Raw genomic sequence first — 18,414 nt, 5'->3', positions numbered from 1 at the left:
GTGAAAAAGATGACCCGAATTTTAGGGATAACAATAATTGCGGCGGCTGGTCTTGCGGCGTGTGGGCAAACGAACACAGATCATAAAAATCATGAATCTAAAGAAGAGAAGAAAACAGAGCAAAAGGAAATGAAAATGAAAATGAAGCAGGAGGTAAGTGCACCGAAAGAAATGAATAAGGGGGCATCGAATGATGTATTAACGACGAGTTTAAAAAATGTAACGAGATTAAATACAAATGACCCTATGCAAATGGCAGTATTAACTTCGCAAACGATATGGCCAGCAACGCATAAAGAGAATCAGCCAGGCGCTGTTATTTTAGTACCAGTAAACGAGTGGCAATTAGGTATTGCAAGTGCGGATCTTATTCACCATCCGAATAACGGGCCGATTTTATTTATAGAAAAAGAAAAGGTACCCGAAATGACGTTAAAAGAAATAAAACGATTAAATCCGCTCGGAACGAAAGATGGAACACAAATTATGGTGATGGGGGATGTAGGTGCATCAATCCTTGAGCAATTAAAAGATTATCAAGTAAAGCAAATAAAAGAAACGGATCCAGCTACATTTGCTAAAGATGTGGATAAAGAATATGCCGATATAACAGGAAGTTATCCAAATAGTGTTATTATCGGTTCATCGGAAGAAGAAGGGCGTTTATATACAACACCGGCTGTAAACTGGATTTCTCATATGCCAGAACCATTACTCTATACAGAAAAAAATAAAGTGCCAGAAGCGACGATAGTGGCATTAAAGATGAGAAAAGATAAAGCAAATATATATTTACTAGGACCAGAAAAAATCGTTTCAAAAGAAGTAGAAAAAGAGTTAAGTAAATACGGGAAAGTAACGCGTATTAGTGGAGAGACTCCAGTAGAGAATTCTATTGCATTTGCGAAATTTAAAGATGAAAAAACAAAATTTGGATGGGGGTTTACAAAACCAGGTCACGGTTTATCATTTGTTTCAAGCAAAACACCAGACTTAGCAGTTGCAGGGGCACCATTTTCACATATGGGTAAACACGCACCTGTTGTATTGTTAGAAGAAGGGAAAGCTTCACAACCAGTGTATGAATTCCTTGCTAGTATTCAGCCGAAGTTTAAAGATGACCCAACGCTGGGACCATATAACCACGGCTTCTTATTAGGAAGTAAGAGTGATATTTCATTTGAAACACAAGGTATATTGGATGAGAGGTTAGAGATTGTTCAGGAAAGTGGCCAAGGGCACGGTGGACATTAATGAAATGAGAAAAGACGCTATGAAGGTAGCGTCTTTTTTTAGGAAACTTTTACATAGCGCAAAATCCTCTACTCGTTATATAATAGCCTTCGTGCAGTCGGCTTAGATTTTCTTATGGAGAAAATTAAATGATAAAGTGAAACTTTAATCAGTGGGGGGTTTTGTTCATCCCCCACTGATTATTAGTTGAACCAATCGGGCTTTTATGGGCAGTTGATCCCCACCTAACTTCTTTGCTTCCGCTGAATTTTGAGGTGGGGGTCTTACTGCCCGGCAAATAGCGGGATAAAAGAGTAGAGGAGTGGTATTTTGTTTCAAACGATAAAAAATGATTGGTTCTCCAATGTGAGAGGGGACGTACTATCAGGAATTGTTGTTGCTTTAGCGTTAATCCCTGAAGCGATTGCTTTCTCTGTTATTGCAGGTGTGGATCCGACCGTTGGGTTATACGCAGCCTTCTGTATTGCAGTTACCATTTCATTTGTTGGCGGAAGAACTGGGATGATTTCAGCTGCAACAGGTGCGATGGCATTACTAATGGTAACGCTTGTTAAAGATCACGGTTTGCAATATTTATTTGCTACAACAATATTAACAGGTATTGTCCAAATTATTTTTGGTGTGTTCAAACTGAGCTCATTTATGAAGTTTGTTCCGAAATCTGTTATGAGTGGTTTTTTAAATTCACTTGGAATTTTAGTTTTTACAGCGCAATTGCCACATTTTAAAAATGCAACTTGGCAAATGTATGCACTTGTCGCATTAGGACTTGTAATTATATATGTATTTCCACGTATTACGACGGCTGTCCCGTCTACACTTATTTCCATTATTATTGTGACAAGTATTGCACTTATGAGCGGATTACAGTTGAAAACAGTAGGAGATATGGGAAGCCTGCCGAAAGAATTACCGTTCTTTAGCATTCCTGACGTGCCTTTTACACTTGAGACATTAGGAATTATTTTACCGTATGCAGTTATGCTTGCAATTATCGGTTTATTAGAGTCATTATTAACAGCTTCAGTTTTAGATGATATGACGCATACGGAAAGTAATAAACATAAAGAAGCACGCGGTCAAGGTATTGCAAACATTGTCGCTGGATTCTTCGGAGGAATGGCAGGATGTGCAATGATTGGTCAATCTGTTATTAATATTAAATCAGGTGGACGCGGACGATTATCAACATTTGTAGCGGGCGGGTTTTTAATCGTATTACTATTCGTTTTAGGTGATTATGTTGTTCATATTCCGATGGCAGCTTTAGTTGCAGTTATGATTATGGTTTCAATCGGAACATTTGATTGGAACTCTGTAACAACGATTCATAAAGTACCGAAAGGAAACGCATTTGTTATGATCGTAACAGTTGTGATTGTCTTAATTACACATAATTTAGCATTAGGTGTAATTATCGGAACAGTAAGTAGTGCGGTTTTATTTGCATTCAATATGGCAAAGATTCACGTGAAACATTTATATATTGAAAATAAGAAAATATACGAAATTCATGGTCAACTTTTCTTTGCATCTATGGCGGATTTTATAAATAATTTTTCATTTGAGGAAGATGTAAAAGAAATTGAGTTGAATTTTACCCACGCACACGTATGGGATGATTCAGCAGTAGCCGCAATTGATAAAGTTATCATGAAGTATGAACAAAGTGGCGCGAAAGTAAGTATAACGGGATTAAATGAACGAAGCTCGAAAATTATTTCAAATTTAGCTACTTATAATAAAAGAATTGCAAGTTAGAAGCCTCCTTTTTAGGGGGCTTTATTATATAATACGAGTAGGATAACGAAAAGGGGATTCAGCATATGTACAAACAAATTATATTAGCATGTGACGGTTCTGAACATGCACTTCGAGCAGCGGAACATGCAACATATATTGCGAAATGTAGCGAAGAAACAAATGTTGAAGTTGTGTACGTAGTAGATAATAGAACGGCAAAATCAGATATTATACAAGGCCAAACAGATTTAGAAACAATATCGGCTAGTCGAAAAGATAAATTAAAAGAGATTGAAGGTTTATTAAAGAAAGAGAACATTTCTTATAAAATTACGATATTACATGGAGATCCTGGAGATACGATTGTTCAGTATGTGAATACAGGAGATATAGATCTTGTTATTGCTGGAAGCAGAGGATTAAATACATTACAAGAAATGGTGCTTGGTAGTGTCAGTCATAAAATAGCAAAGCGTGTGAAATGTCCGGTGATGATAATAAAGTAAAACGAAATAGAACGTAACTAAGACCTTGATATAATTCGGGGTCTTTTTTGCCGTATAAAGGGAGAGTGGGTGGGCATACTAGATATATAAGTTTTAAAAAATATTAACTTACAAATTTGTAAGTTTGTTGTCAGAAAAATCGATGTTATGAAATTTTTCCCATTGGTAAAATAAGAGTATCAAAGGGGAGATAGGGAGGATGGAAGCAATGAAATCATTTCAAAATTTATCATATAGTCAAGGGGTAAGCTTAATTTGTTTAGGGGGATTTGCGGCATCTGTTACGTTAGCTGTTGTAATAAAGATGATTCATCAAATCTTTTAATCTTAGAGTAGGGAAGGAATTGGTTGTTATAAATAGCAAGAGAAGGATTATAAATAAAAAATAGCTCCCGGCATATATCTCAGTGCCAGGAGCTATTTTCTTATTTCTCTGTTTCTGCTTTATCGCTTGTTACGCTAACTTTGCCCCACTTGTATTGATCTTCTGGTGTATATTTATAATCTTTTACGCGATTATTTACACCTTTTAAGTCAAATTTATAATGAAGTGGAATTAATGGTACTTCATCATGAACTAATTTTTGCCATTTGTCGTAGACATCTTTACGGTACTTCTCATCAGCAGCTTCTGGAGAAATACCTTGTTTTAATAATTCTGTGTTTTTGTCAGTAGCCCAACGTGGGTAATTGAATGCTGCATCTTTAGCCCAAATACCAGAAGGGTCTGGGTCAGATCCAGTTCCCCAAGCTGCCGCGAAAAGATCAACTTTTGGATCATCTTTTTTAATCATATCGTAGAATGAGTTAAATTCATGTAAGCGACCATCAAGAAGCTCTACTTTTAGGCCGATGTCTTTCCAAGATTGAATAAAGAATTTTGCAAGTGGTTCACTTACATCGCTACCACTCATTGATAAGAAATTAGCTTTAAATTCTTTACCATTCGGATCTTCACGGAATCCATCTCCGTTCGTATCTTTATAGCCAGCTTCATCTAATAATTTTTTAGCTTTCTCTACATCTTTATCATAGGCACCAGCTTTATTGTTATGATATTTTGGTAGAGATGGTGGGATTGGTGAGTTAGCCGGATAACGTAGGCCGTGATATAATTTTTCACCAATTTCTTTTCGATCAATAGCATACGCCATTGCTTGACGTACACGAACATCTTTAAATTTCTCCTTATCCATCACTACTTCTTCTTTTTCTTTATCCATATGGCCTAATTTAAAACCGATATAGCTATAGTATAAATCGGTTTTACCGACTAATTGTGCATTTTTTAATTTACTTACATTTGGATACTGATCTGCACTTACTTCAGCAATGTCAATATCACCATTTTTTAAGGACGCGTTAACAACGGAAGGGTTAACAACTTTTAAAACCATACTTTTCAGTTTTGGTTTTCCACCATAATAATCATCAAAACGTTCAAATTCAACAGATTCTCCTGGCGTAATTTTCTTCACTTTAAAAGGTCCGAAACCAATTGGATTTTTACGGATTTTGTCAGATTCCGCTAATTTTTCAATTGGTACATCTCCTAAATATTTCTTATGAAGAGGGTATGTCCAAAGCCCAGTTTTCACTGAAGGGTTCGGTGTTTTAAATGTAATCGAGATTGTTTTCGGATCCGTTACCTTAATACCTGAAATTTTTTCGGCTTTTCCATTGTGGTAATCTTCCATACCTTCAATCATTTGCATTTGAGTGTCATAGCGAGAACCGGCATATTTTTTACTACCAATCACTAGATAAGAGTATTCTAAATCTTCAGCAGTAACAGGGTTTCCATCATGCCATTTTACATTATCTTTGATTTTTAGTGTAATTGTCTTTTTATCTTTAGAAATTTCATATGTAGCAGCACCATCATTCGTGTATTCCCAGTTTTCGTCATTTGATAATAAAGATTCATCGAAAATTGTAATGACTTGGTTATCAGGATCCCCTTCATATACAGCGAAGTTCAAAAGACCTTCAAATGGTGTGTTAGAAACAAGACCATATGTTAATGAACCATCTTTAATTTCCTTTTTATCATTTTTAACAGATGCACTAAATTTATTTGTATCTACTTTTTTTGTACTGCTCGTTTTTTCACTACCACCACTGCCCCCACATGCTGAAAGTAGTAATGTTGAAACCGCAAGTGTACTTAATACTTTGAAAAACTTTGGCTTATTTGTCATTTCTTCCACCCCTTATCCTTTTCTTTGTCTTGCGTCGGCCGAACGACGTAGCGCTTGACCAATAAAATTTATACACAGCATCAATGTTAAAATCATGATTGATGCGGGTAACCAAATCCACCATTTCTCTTGTAATACATCTGGATTTCTAGCATAACTAACAAGTGTACCAAGGCTTGGTGTACTTTCTGGTAGACCAAATCCTAAGAAAGTTAGACCAGATTCAATACCGATGTTTCCAGCAAGATTTAATGTAACGCTAACAATGATAATTGAACTTAAGTTAGGTAGTACTTGGAAAAGAATGATTCTCCAGTTTGGTGTTCCTAAAGTTTTAGATGCAGAGACATAATCGAGTTCTTTTTCAGTTAATACTTTTGAGCGAATTAATCTAGCTTTTCCTGTCCATAAGAACACGCTCATAATTAAAATGAAAGTGAAAATATTGAACGTAGGAACAAGTGTAATAAATACAATTACAAGCATTAAAAATGGTAAAACCATAACAAAGTCGATAACGCGCATAATGATATTATCAATAGTTCCTCCGAAATAACCGGCAATTAATCCAATTGAAAGACCAATTAAACAAGAAAGAATAGTAATTGCTAATCCAATTGTAAATGAGTTACGTGTACCAATAATAAGTTGACCGAAAATATCGCGTCCTCCGTAATCTGTTCCTAACCAATGTTCAGCAGAGGGAGGAGCATAAATAGCGAATAAATCAACTCGTACAATATCTTCTTGTTTCATAATAAAAGATGTTGCGTAGACTGCTAGTAATAAGATTGCTAGGAAAAAAAGTGAAAACATTGCTAATTTATCTTTACGAAGTTCTCGCCACATAATAGAGAAACCGGAAGGGCTTTTTTCGTAATGAATAACTTCAGTTTGTTTTTCGGGTTTTGCTAACATAATGTTTCTTCACCTCCATTAATCAATACGAATACGTGGATCGACGATGCTTAGAATAATATCTGAAAGAAGAGTTCCAAGTAACGTTGCAAATCCAGTAAACATAACGAGTGCAGTTATTACACTAAAATCACGTTGAGAGATAGATTGTATAAATAGTTGTCCAATTCCTGGATAGCTAAAAATACTTTCTAAAAAGATGGCACCGCCAACTAATCCTGTAATTTCATAGCCTAAGAAGGCTGCAATTGGTAAGAATGAATTTCGTAAAATATGTCTAGAATAGATTTTTGATTCTGGAACACCTTTTGCTCTTACTGTACGCACAAAATCTTTATGTTTCGTATCAATAATTTCGCTTCGTAAATATTGAACAGTACCAACTGTTGCAATTAATGCTCCGGATAAAGCTGGTAGTAGCATGTGATTCAATTTGCTTAAATAGTAAGCAAATGTACCTGTTGCAACTTGAGGATCTACGCTACCGCCGGTTGGGAATATTGCAAACTTAAATCCGAATAGGAAGAGCATAACGAGTGCAAATATAAATAGTGGCGTAGCAAAACCTAGATAGTTGTAAATGGTAATGAGTCGATCAGCCCATGTATCATTCCACCGCCCACTTATAACTCCCAGTGGTATGGCAATTAAATAAGTAAGAATAAGAATGACAAGTGCTAAAGATACTGTATTTCCAAGTCGTTCTCCAATTAACTCGGTTACTTTCATTTTGTGTGCATAGGAAATACCGAAGTCACCTTGAACTGCATTTTTAATCCAGCGAACATATTGTGTTGTAACTGGGTCATTTAATCCAAGCTTTTCACGTTGTTCTTCAATCACTTTTGGATCCGCTTTTGGATTCATTGCTTTGCCAGTTAAGGCATCGCCTGGCATTGCTTTAGCTAGTAGAAAGACAAGTACACTTAACACGAATAATTGCGGGATCATTACTAAAAATCTCCGTAATATAAACTTCCACATGTTTTATCACTCCCTTATGGTAATGCCACCCGGTGCGTTGGCGAGATTGCTTTTAAGTCATAAGCCCGACCGTTTTCATTGAAATAATTTTCGTATGATTTCTCATACTCAGAGCTTACTTGTTGACGGAGCTTACGTTGTTGTTCTCTGTTTTCAGGACGAATATCAGGAATGGCTGATATTAGGCGTTTCGTATAAATATGTTGCGGATTATTATAAATTTCTGTACTAGTTGCTTCTTCGACAATTCGTCCGCGGTACATAACACCGATGCGGTCACACATATGACGAATGACACCTAAATCATGACTAATGAATAAGTATGTTAGTCCGAGCTCAGCTTGTAAATCTTGCAAGAAGTTTAATACTTGTGCCTGTACAGACACGTCAAGCGCAGATACTGGCTCATCAGCAATAATAAGCTTCGGTTTTAATGTAAGAGCGCGTGCAATACCAATCCGCTGCCTTTGCCCACCGGAAAATTCATGTGGATATTTATAAATTGACTCTGGATTTAGACCAACTTTATCAAGATATTCTTGAACTGCTCTACGTTCTTCATCAGGTGAGAGTTTCTCAAAATTTCGAAGTGGCTCAGCAATAATGTCGAGAACACGTTTCTTCGGATTTAATGATGAATACGGATCTTGGAAAATCATTTGAATATCTTTTCTTTGTTCACGTAGCTCAGAGCGACTTAACTTTGTTAAATCTCTATTATTAAAATGAATGCTACCCTCTGTTGCTTTCGTTAAATGCATAATTGCTTTACCCGTTGTTGATTTGCCACTTCCTGACTCACCAACGATTCCGTATGTTTCACCCGGTTGTAATTCAAAACTTACACCATCGACAGCACGCACGTAATCTAATGTGCGGCCGAAGAAACCACCTTTAATTGGGAAATGTACTTTTAAATCTTCTACTTTAAGCAGTGCCATGAGTTACGTCATCTCCTTTCTTATCTTGGAAGTTGAAATGCTTGTAGCAAGTGCAACGTACCCAATGGTCTGGTTTTACTTCATGTAAAATTGGATTTTCCTCGTGTTGATCAGGTCTAATCCATGGAATTCTAGCTTGGAAGCGGCAGCCTGTACGAGGAAGCTTCGCTAATGAAGGAACCACGCCTTGAATTACATGTAATTTTTCTTTTTCAGCATATGCAGATGGAATTGAGTTTAATAGAGAACGAGTATATGGATGAAGAGGGTTGTTAAAAATCTCTTCAACTTTTCCTGTCTCTACAACTTGTCCAGCGTACATAACGACGATACGATTAGCTGTTTCTGCAACAACACTTAAATCATGTGTAATTAAAATGATGCCCATTTTTGTTTGTTCTTGAATAGACTTTAGTAAGTCTAAAATTTGTGCTTGGATGGTTACGTCAAGTGCCGTTGTTGGCTCATCCGCAATAATGAGTGCTGGGTTACAAGCAATTGCAATTGCGATAACAATTCTTTGTCTCATTCCGCCAGATAATTCATGTGGGTATTGTTTATATGTAAGTTCTGGTTTTGGAATACCAACTTGATGGAGTAGTTCTAAGGTGCGTTCTTTCTTTTCTGCTTTTGAAAGGCTTGTGTGGTAGTCTAAGTTTTCTTCGATTTGTTTTCCAACTGTCATAAGAGGATCGAGTGCTGTAAGAGGTTCTTGGAAAATCATACCGATGTTTGATCCGCGTACTTTATTCATTTCTGCGGTCGACATAGTTAGTAAATCCTTATCTCTATAGTTAAGCTGCCCTTGTAATTTTGTATTTGCTTCATTATGCAGTCGCATAATAGAAAGGGCAAGTGCACTTTTTCCGCAACCCGATTCACCAACTATCGCGACAATTTCATTTTCATGGACAGTTAACGAAACATTATCAACTGCTGCATGATAGTGATCTTGTATGCGAAAGGAAGTCTGTAAGTTTTCAATGCGAAGAAGTGGATTCTTCATGGCTATCCCTCCATCTTTTCTGAAAAGACTAAATATTTTGTATGTTGTTGTTATTTTAATATAAATTGACAATGTTTGACAAGCATAAGTTGAGAAAATATTCAAAAATCTTTTTATACAGAGATTGAATGCTGTTATATAGGGGATTGAAGTTAGTTGAAAACGCTAACATATAAAAAGAGGAGAATAAATCTTTTGTAAGAAAAAAGATTTATATGTAGAAAAAAGAGAGGTGTTCTGGAAAGAACAGTCTCTCTTTTTTTGATAAGAATAATATTAGTACTTAAGCTTGTTTTTGTTTTGCAGATCCTGTGTTTAAAGTAAGGGCAAGGAAGAACATTGCGAGCACACAAGAAGCAAGGAGTAAAATGAATCCGCCATCCCATCCAAATGCGTCTACAATAAAGCCCATAGCTGCGCTAGCAAAAGTAGCGCCACCTAGGTAACCAAAGAACCCAGTTAAACCAGCTGCAGTTCCAGCAGCTTTTTTCGGTGCTAAGTCTAGTGCGTGTAGGCCGATTAACATAACAGGCCCATAAATTAAAAATCCAATGGAAACAAGTGCGATACTATCAATGATTGGGTGACCGGCAGGATTTAGCCAATAAACGAGAACGGCAATGAATACACCGACCATAAATAAAATACCAGCAGGTGCGCGGCGCCCTTTAAACAGTTTATCACTCATCCATCCGCAAAGAAGTGTACCTGGAATACCAGCCCATTCATATAAAGCGTAAGCTGTGCGAGAGCTACTATGAGTAAAACTTTTTTCCTCTACTAAATAAGTAGGAGCCCAGTCTACAACGCCGTAACGTACGAAATAAACGAAAACGTTCGCAATAGCGATGTACCATAAAAATTTATTGTTTAGTACGTATGTAAATAAAATTTCTTTTACTGAAAGTTCACGTTCTCGATCTTTTACTTTTTCATCTGATGGATATTCCCCAGTATGTTCCTCTATAGAAGGTAATCCGCAAGATTGAGGTGTATCTCTCATCGTAATTAACACATAAATACCAACTAAAATTGAAAGAATACCTGGGAAGTAAAAAATACTCTTCCAGTCATTTGCAAAGAAATATAGGCCTAATGTAACGAGTGAAGGCATAAGTGCGCCGCCGACGTTATGAGCGACGTTCCAAATAGACATTTTTGTACCACGTTCACTAATAGAGAACCAGTGAACCATCGTACGGCCACAAGGAGGCCAGCCCATACCTTGTACCCATCCATTTAAAAACTGAAGGACAAACATAAGTATGATGCTCGTTGTAATGAAAGAAAATGAGCCGAAAATAATATTAATGATACCTGATAAAAATAGCCCAGCTGCTAAAAAGTAGCGAGGATTACAACGGTCGGATACGATACCCATAAGAAATTTACTTAATCCGTAAGCGATAGATACTGCTGAAAGGATAACCCCAAGTTCTCCTTTACTAAAGCCTTGTTCGATTAAGTATGGCATTGCTAGTGAAAAGTTTTTTCGAACAAAGTAGTAACCTGCATACCCGATGAAGATACCTAAGAATACTTGTAAACGTAATTTACGGTATTCGCTATCAACGCGATCAGCTGGTAAGCGTTCCGCGTGGGGCGCAGGTTTAAATAATTGTGTGAAAAACATAAAATGAAAATCCTCCCCTAATTAATTCGAAGTGTTGTGGTTCAGAAGAATATAAAAAGGCCATGAAATATAAAAAAGTTCCCTTTTTTATGATTCATAGCCTTGTACTCCGATTCTCCGTGACTGTCAATATTAACTTCGACGAAAATTATACAACTTTGTGACAAAAATGTAAACGTTTTTATAAATAAAAAGTGTTGACGGATTTTGTTCGCGGGATTAATATTTAAATACGTTAAATATTTTATTGTTTAAATAAGAGGTGGATAACATGCCAAATGATATGACGCATATCGATAAAATTCAAGCTCTTGCCTTTTCGATTGGAAAGAAAATGCAGACAGAGTTATTAGAACAAATGCAAGCAACAGGACTTACACCACCACAGTTTTATATTTTAAAGATTTTAGATCATTATGGAGCTTCAAGAGCGACAAAATTAGCAAAAAAGATGTATGTAAAGCCTAGTGCAATTACAGTGATGATCGATCGTCTAATTGATCAAGAGCTTGTAGAACGCTATCACGACAAAGATGACCGTCGTGTTGTCGTCATTGAGTTAACAAAAAAGGGGAAAGCTAGAGTAGAAGAGGCAATGACTGCTCGTAATGAGCATATTGCAAAATATTTTTCACACTTAGAGTTACAAGAAAGAGAAGATTTATTACGTCTTTTTGAGAAGTTAGAAACAATTATTTGCGGGACACAAGAGAAAAAAGAGAATAACTAAGAGGAATTGAGGAGATTACATGGAGCAACAAGAAAATATAAATAGAAAGTTGCTGTTAATCGGTTTAATAATCGCGATGCTATTTGCTGCATTAGATGGAACAATTGTTGGTACAGCAATGCCGCGTATCGTCGGTGAACTAGGCGGATTAAGCTTAATGACGTGGTTAACAACAGCTTATATGTTAACATCAACGACAGTTGTACCAATTGCAGGTAAATTAGCGGATTTACTTGGTCGTCGTAACGTATATATAACAGGGCTAGTTATCTTTATGGTTGGTTCGGCGTTATGTGGTATGGCAAATGGTATGACAGAATTAATCATTTTCCGTGGTATTCAAGGTCTTGGTGGCGGTATTATGATGCCAATGGCTATGATTATTATTGGAGACATGTTCACGGGAAAAGAACGTGCGAAATGGCAAGGTATTTTTGGTGCGTTATACGGTCTTGCTTCTGTAATTGGACCACAAGTTGGTGGTTGGATTGTAGACGCAGTGAACTGGAGATGGGTATTTTACATTAACTTACCAGTTGGTATTTTAGCAACAATCTTTATCGCAATGGGATTAAAATCACATAAACAAACGGGACCAATTAAAATTGATATCGCTGGAATCTTTACGATGATTCTCGGTGTTGTAAGTTTATTACTTGCATTAACGTTTGGTGGAAAAGATTACCCATGGGATTCTTGGCAAATTATCGGGTTATTTGCATTAGCTGTAATTGGTATCGTTAGCTTTATTATCGTTGAGACGAAAGCAGAAGAACCAATTTTACCGATGCATTTCTTTAAAAATCGCACATTTACATTACTAAATGCGATTGGATTCTTTATGAGTATTGGAATGTTCGGTGCTATTATGTTCGTACCATTCTTCATGCAAGGAATTGTAGGAGTAAGTGCTGCTGAATCAGGTACAATTATGACGCCAATGATGATTACAATGATTGTGATGAGTATTATCGGCGGGCAACTTGTATTAAAAGTTGGTGTAAAACCACAAATTATTACAGGAATGCTTATTATGGCTGGAGGATTCTGGTTATTAACAACGATGGATATGCACACAACTAAACTAACTGCTACTTCTTATATGATGGTTATCGGTTTAGGAATGGGTCTTGTAATGCCAACATTAACATTAGCGTTACAAGAAAGCTTCCCGAAAAAAGATCTTGGTGTCGTAACATCATCAAGTCAGTTCTTCCGTCAAATCGGGGGAACATTTGGTATTACAATTTTAGGATCAATCATGAATAATACTTCAGGTACAACATTAACAAAGAATTTAGTACCTGTATTAGATACATTCCCGAAAGAAGCGGGACAAATGGTAACAAAATTTAAAGATATGATTCATACAGATCCACAAGGTGTATATTCGATGTTATTTAGTCCAGAGGCATTAAAACAAATGCCAGAAGCATTCGCTAACAGCATTGTACCAATTTTGAAAAACTCTTTAGTAGACTCGCTTCATACTGTATTCTTAACAGGATTAGTATTCATAGTAGTGGGTGCCATCTTTACGATTTTCTTACAGAAGATTAAACTATCAGATCGTAAAAAAGGCGCTGAAGAGCCTGCTGCACAGGAAAAAGAACAAACGGTATCATATTCGTAATGAAAAAGCATCGCCTTATGGCGGTGCTTTTTTTTGAGTATAACCTTAAAAGCTTTTTTGTGAGAAATGATTGACGTATTTCTAGAAATACGTTATATTATTTTCTGTAAACGGTTACATGGAATGGAGAGGGAAGAGAATGAGTACGATTAAAGACGTTGCAAAATTAGCGGGAGTATCTGTTGCGACCGTTTCCAGAGTGTTAAATAAAAATGGATATGTTCATGAAGATACATTAAAGAAAGTAGAACGAGCGATTGAGATGCTAGATTATAAACCTAGTACAGTAGCGCGTTCACTGTATAATAAAAAATCTCGTTTAATTGGCTTAGTTGTTCCAAATATCGTGAATCCATTCTTTCCAGAAGTTGCACGTGCCGTAGAAGATGTTGCGCATAAGCAAGGATACACAGTTGTACTTTGTAACTCTGATGAGAGTTTAGAGAAAGAAAAGCAATATATTGATGTACTTAGGCAAAATAATGTGGATGGATTTATTGTAGCCACAAATCCACAAAATAGTGTTAATTACATGAATTTGTCAGTACCAGTCGTTGCGATTGACCGTATGTTTAATGAGCGTATTCCTACTGTATATGCAGATAACTATGCGGGAAGTCAGGCTGCTACAAAGTTATTATTAGACAAAGGTTGCAAACATATTGCACATATTCGTGGACCACGTGATGTGAGTACAGCGAATGAACGTTTTGAAGGTTTTGTAGACGTTATTACGAAAAATAATCTTTCTTATATGATTGCAGAGAGTACATTTGATCCAGCTAATAGTGAGCGTGTAGCGGTGGAATTATTAGAAGAATACCCACATATTGATGGAATTGTTGCAGGGAATGATTTAATTGCAATAGGTATTGTAAAGGCTGCACTTCAAAAGGGGATTTCTATTCCAGATGATTTACAAATTATCGGATTCGATGGAATTTCTTTAACAGAAATGATGTATCCATCTATTACAACTGTTGCACAGCCAATTTATGAAATGGGGAAAATTGCAACAGAGCTGTTATTAGAGCAGATGGAAGGGAACGCATTAGAAGAGAAACACTATCGTTTACCGATTGAAATTATAGAACGAAATACAACGAAGTAAGGAGATGAAACAGATGCCAAATATTGCAGTAGTAGGTAGCATTTCAATGGACTTAGTGGCTGTTTCAAAAAAACGTCCGAAAGCAGGAGAAACAGTAATTGGTGAAGCATTTCATACAATTCCAGGAGGGAAAGGAGCCAACCAAGCGGTTGCGGCAGCTAGATTAGGTGCAAATGTAGCGATGGTTGGAGCAGTTGGAAACGATAATTATGGAACTGTAGTTAGGAACAATTTAGAGAACGAACGCGTTTTTATCGACTATGTGGTACCGGTTACAGATACGGCGACAGGAATTGCTCATATCGTTTTAGCAGAAGAGGATAACAGTATTGTTGTCGTGCAAGGGGCGAATGCTCTTGTAAATGAGTCGGTTGTAGATCGTTCAAAAGATCTTCTTATAAAAGCAGATATGGTTGTTCTTCAACTAGAGATTCCACTTGAAACAGTAAAATATGTATTGGCTATTTGTGAGGAGCATAATATTCCAGTTATGTTAAATCCAGCGCCAGCACAAGTGTTATCAGAAGATATTTTAGAAAAGGCAACTTATATTACACCAAATGAACATGAGTGCCGCATCGTATTAGATGATTTCATATCACCAATTGAAGATTTATTGGCTAAATATCCAAATAAACTATTGATGACAGAAGGTTCTAAAGGTGTTCGTTTCCATAATGGTACGGAGATTGTACATGTTCCTAGCATCGCTGTTGATGTAGTAGATACGACTGGAGCTGGTGATACATTCAATGGTGCATTAGCAGTTGCGCTTTCTGAAGGAGAAACACTTCAAAAAGCAATTCGTTTTGCGAATGTTGCTGGTGGTCTTTCTGTAACGAAACTTGGAGCACAGGGCGGTATGCCAACGAGAGATAGAGTACGTGAAGTGCAGGTGATTGTCGGATGAAAAAGCACGGTGTATTAAACAGTGAGATTGCATCAGTCCTTGCTTCACTTGGGCATACAGATACGATTGTAATCGCAGACTGCGGGTTACCAATTCCTGACGGAGTAAAACGAATTGATTTAGCTGTTGAGATTGGAAAACCTAGCTTTTTAGACGTATTGCAAGTGGTAGCTGATGATATGGCAATTGAAAAAGTAACGTTAGCAGAAGAAGTCATTAATAATAATGCGGAAGTAAATCAAGAGATCGAGCTGAAATTAATAGAACCAGCATTTGAATATGTATCGCATGAACAATTTAAAGAGCACACGAAGAAAGCGAAGGCGATTATTCGTACAGGAGAGGCTACGCCTTATGCCAATGTAATTTTACATGCAGGCGTGATTTTTTAATAAAGGGAAGTGATGGGAATGCGTATTGAAATGAAAAATATTTCAAAGGCGTTCAATGGCAATCCTGTTTTGAAGAATGCACAGTTTATGATTGAAACAGGGGAAGTCCATGCATTGATGGGGGAAAATGGAGCGGGTAAATCAACGCTCATGAAGATTTTAACAGGTGTATACAAAAAAGATGGTGGAACAATCACGATTGATGGACAAGAACGAACTTTTAAAAATGCGAAAGAAGCTGAAGAGTACGGTATTGCATTTATACATCAAGAATTGAACATATTATCGAACTTAACAGTAGCTGAAAATATGTTTCTCGGTAAAGAGTTAATGTATGGGAAGACAGGTATTTTACGTACGCGTCAAATGAACGCGATTGCGCAGCAGCAACTAGCGGAGTTAGGTTTACATGTAAAAGGCGCGATGTTGGCAGGAGAGTTATCGGTTGGACAACAGCAAATTATCGAAATTGCGAAAGCGCTAATGACAAACGCGAGCGTTATTATTATGGATGAACCTACAGCTGCATTAACAGATCGTGAAATTGAAACTTTGTTTACTGTTATTAATAAATTACGTAAAGAAGGCGTTTCGTTCGTTTATATTTCACACCGAATGGAAGAAATTTTTTCAATATGTGATGCTATTACGATTTTACGTGATGGGGAATACGTAGGAAAGAGGTTAATTCCAGAAACATCGTTTGATGAAGTAGTGAGTATGATGGTGGGGCGCAGCATTGGTGAACGTTACCCAGAACGAAATAGTCAAATTGGCGATGTTATTTTTGAAATGCGTAACGGAACGAAAAAAGGGAAGTTTGAAAATGTTTCGTTTCAAGTTAGAAAAGGTGAAATCCTTGGTGTTGCTGGTTTGATGGGAGCTGGCCGTACAGATATTATGAAAGCAATATTTGGATACGAACCTTTAGATTCTGGCCAAATTCTTATAAATGGACAAGAAGTAAAGATTGATAGTCCGATAGATGCGATTAGACAAAGAATAGCATTCATTACAGAGGATAGAAAATCTGAAGGGTTAGTGTTAGATTTCTCAATTCGAGAAAATTTAGCCTTACCGAATTTAGAAAATATTTCAAAGGGAAGTGTCTTAAGTAACGAACTAGAACAACAGTTTACAGCGGACATGATGAAACTTCTTAATGTGAAAGCAGCTAGTGGAGAGCAAGCGGTGAAATCTCTTTCTGGTGGAAATCAGCAAAAGATAGTTATTGCAAAATGGTTAGGTATCCACCCGCAGCTACTCATTTTAGATGAGCCAACAAGGGGTGTTGATGTTGGAGCGAAAAAAGAAATTTACTCTATTATGAATAAGCTTACTGAGCAAGGAGATGCCGTTATTATGGTATCATCTGAGCTTCCAGAAGTTTTAGGGATGAGTGATCGCGTTCTTGTTATTCATGAAGGAAAAGTCGGCGGCATTTTAGAGAAAGATGAGGCATCACAAGAGTCTATTATGGCACTAGCTACAGGGGGAGAGTAAGGATGGCTAAGAAGGGGAATGTATTACAACAACTTGGGTCTTTAATTGGACTAGTATTAATTATTGTAGTAATTACAGCTTTAAATCCAGCATTTATTGAAATTCCAAATTTATTTAATATACTGCGTCAAGTATCGATTAATGCGCTTATTGCATTCGGAATGACCTTTGTAATTTTAACAGGGGGTATTGACTTATCGGTAGGTTCTATTTTAGCATTATCAAGTGCACTTGTTGCTGGAATGATGGCAAGTGGCATGGACCCGTTCCTTGCGATGGCAGTTGGATTATTAGCTGGTCTTGTAATGGGAATTGTAAACGGTATCATCATAGCGAAGGGAAAAGTAGCTCCATTTATTGCAACTTTAGCAACAATGACTATTTTTCGTGGGTTGACGCTTGTTTATATGGACGGACGTCCGATCACTGGTCTTGGGGATCATTTAATGTTCCAAATGTTTGGTCGCGGTTATTTTCTCGGTATTCCGGTACCAGCTGTTACAATGATGATCGCTTTCGCAGTACTGTACTTTATTTTGAAGAAAACGACATTTGGTCGCCGTACATTTGCAATTGGTGGAAATGAAGAAGCAGCAGCACTATCAGGTATTAATGTTACGAGAATTAAAGTAATGATTTACGGTCTTTCCGGAATTTTGGCAGCGCTTGCAGGTATTGTCTTAACATCACGACTAGATTCTGCACAGCCGACTGCAGGTACTTCTTACGAATTAGATGCAATTGCAGCAGTTGTATTAGGCGGAACAAGTCTTTCTGGGGGAAGAGGATGGATTGTTGGTACATTCATCGGTGTACTTATTATCGGTGTACTAAATAATGGTTTAAATTTATTAGGCGTATCTTCTTTCTTCCAACAAGTTGTAAAAGGACTTGTAATCTTACTAGCTGTATTAATTGATCGTCGAAAAGAAGCATAATGGAGGGACAA

General features: G+C 37.0%; 17 protein-coding genes. 11 read left to right on the top strand and 6 right to left on the bottom strand.

The window, feature by feature from the left end; all coding sequences use genetic code 11:
• From QCI44_RS24970 to QCI44_RS24955, 4 genes are all read left to right on the top strand, one after another.
• Positions 1–1,254 carry a cell wall-binding repeat-containing protein gene (locus QCI44_RS24970; RefSeq protein ID WP_098986090.1) on the top strand — a complete coding sequence of 418 codons (1,254 nt, stop codon included), beginning with the start codon at positions 1–3 and terminating at the stop codon, positions 1,252–1,254.
• Between the two features lie 309 nt (positions 1,255–1,563).
• Positions 1,564–3,015: a SulP family inorganic anion transporter gene (locus QCI44_RS24965; protein ID WP_088083228.1), complete on the top strand. Its 1,452-nt coding sequence runs from the start codon at positions 1,564–1,566 to the stop codon at positions 3,013–3,015.
• Positions 3,016–3,080: 65 nt separating this feature from the next.
• Positions 3,081–3,503: a universal stress protein gene (locus tag QCI44_RS24960; protein WP_000277996.1), complete on the top strand. Its 423-nt coding sequence runs from the start codon at positions 3,081–3,083 to the stop codon at positions 3,501–3,503.
• 199 nt (positions 3,504–3,702) lie between these two features.
• Entirely contained in the window at positions 3,703–3,828 is a 126-nt protein-coding gene (locus tag QCI44_RS24955) for a DUF4027 family protein (RefSeq protein WP_082181333.1), read from the top strand.
• Between the two features lie 100 nt (positions 3,829–3,928).
• On the opposite strand, the gene opp4A is transcribed toward QCI44_RS24955, so the two are convergent.
• From opp4A to glpT, 6 genes are all read right to left on the bottom strand, one after another.
• Complete coding sequence (opp4A, locus tag QCI44_RS24950) at positions 3,929–5,704, bottom strand: oligopeptide ABC transporter substrate-binding protein (protein WP_016089302.1); 1,776 nt, start codon at positions 5,702–5,704, stop codon at positions 3,929–3,931.
• Between the two features lie 12 nt (positions 5,705–5,716).
• Complete coding sequence (locus QCI44_RS24945; protein ID WP_016133620.1) at positions 5,717–6,622, bottom strand: ABC transporter permease; 906 nt, start codon at positions 6,620–6,622, stop codon at positions 5,717–5,719.
• A gap of 18 nt (positions 6,623–6,640) precedes the next feature.
• Entirely contained in the window at positions 6,641–7,606 is a 966-nt protein-coding gene (gene opp4B / locus QCI44_RS24940) for an oligopeptide ABC transporter permease (RefSeq protein WP_033659623.1), read from the bottom strand.
• 14 nt (positions 7,607–7,620) lie between these two features.
• Positions 7,621–8,547, bottom strand: a complete 927-nt coding sequence (locus QCI44_RS24935; protein WP_098986089.1) for an ABC transporter ATP-binding protein — start codon at positions 8,545–8,547, stop codon at positions 7,621–7,623.
• Positions 8,534–9,553, bottom strand: a complete 1,020-nt coding sequence (locus tag QCI44_RS24930) for an ABC transporter ATP-binding protein (RefSeq protein WP_098986088.1) — start codon at positions 9,551–9,553, stop codon at positions 8,534–8,536. Before QCI44_RS24930 ends, QCI44_RS24935 begins: the two co-directional genes overlap by 14 nt.
• Before the next feature lie 283 nt (positions 9,554–9,836).
• Positions 9,837–11,186 carry a glycerol-3-phosphate transporter gene (gene glpT / locus QCI44_RS24925; protein ID WP_016089297.1) on the bottom strand — a complete coding sequence of 450 codons (1,350 nt, stop codon included), beginning with the start codon at positions 11,184–11,186 and terminating at the stop codon, positions 9,837–9,839.
• A 271-nt stretch (positions 11,187–11,457) separates the two neighbouring features.
• On the opposite strand from glpT, the gene QCI44_RS24920 reads away from it, so the two are divergent.
• From QCI44_RS24920 to QCI44_RS24890, 7 genes are all read left to right on the top strand, one after another.
• On the top strand, positions 11,458–11,916 hold the full coding sequence (locus tag QCI44_RS24920) for a MarR family winged helix-turn-helix transcriptional regulator (RefSeq protein ID WP_016089296.1): 459 nt from the start codon (positions 11,458–11,460) through the stop codon (positions 11,914–11,916).
• Between the two features lie 19 nt (positions 11,917–11,935).
• Entirely contained in the window at positions 11,936–13,549 is a 1,614-nt protein-coding gene (locus QCI44_RS24915; protein WP_353811492.1) for an MDR family MFS transporter, read from the top strand.
• Between the two features lie 139 nt (positions 13,550–13,688).
• Complete coding sequence (gene rbsR / locus QCI44_RS24910) at positions 13,689–14,660, top strand: ribose operon transcriptional repressor RbsR (RefSeq protein WP_016133621.1); 972 nt, start codon at positions 13,689–13,691, stop codon at positions 14,658–14,660.
• A 13-nt stretch (positions 14,661–14,673) separates the two neighbouring features.
• On the top strand, positions 14,674–15,570 hold the full coding sequence (rbsK, locus tag QCI44_RS24905) for a ribokinase (RefSeq protein ID WP_016133622.1): 897 nt from the start codon (positions 14,674–14,676) through the stop codon (positions 15,568–15,570).
• Positions 15,567–15,962, top strand: a complete 396-nt coding sequence (gene rbsD, locus QCI44_RS24900) for a D-ribose pyranase (RefSeq protein ID WP_016089292.1) — start codon at positions 15,567–15,569, stop codon at positions 15,960–15,962. The genes rbsK and rbsD overlap by 4 nt, the downstream gene beginning before the upstream one ends.
• Before the next feature lie 18 nt (positions 15,963–15,980).
• On the top strand, positions 15,981–17,465 hold the full coding sequence (gene rbsA / locus QCI44_RS24895) for a ribose ABC transporter ATP-binding protein RbsA (protein ID WP_098986087.1): 1,485 nt from the start codon (positions 15,981–15,983) through the stop codon (positions 17,463–17,465).
• Between the two features lie 2 nt (positions 17,466–17,467).
• Positions 17,468–18,403, top strand: coding sequence for an ABC transporter permease subunit (locus QCI44_RS24890; protein ID WP_001074641.1), 936 nt, complete (start codon positions 17,468–17,470; stop codon positions 18,401–18,403).
• The last annotated feature ends 11 nt before the right edge of the window (positions 18,404–18,414 follow it).

The sequence above is a fragment of the Bacillus cereus group sp. RP37 genome, assembly GCF_040459695.1.
In the GTDB taxonomy this organism is placed as follows: domain Bacteria; phylum Bacillota; class Bacilli; order Bacillales; family Bacillaceae_G; genus Bacillus_A.
This window is presented reverse-complemented; position numbering and strand designations above follow the sequence as displayed.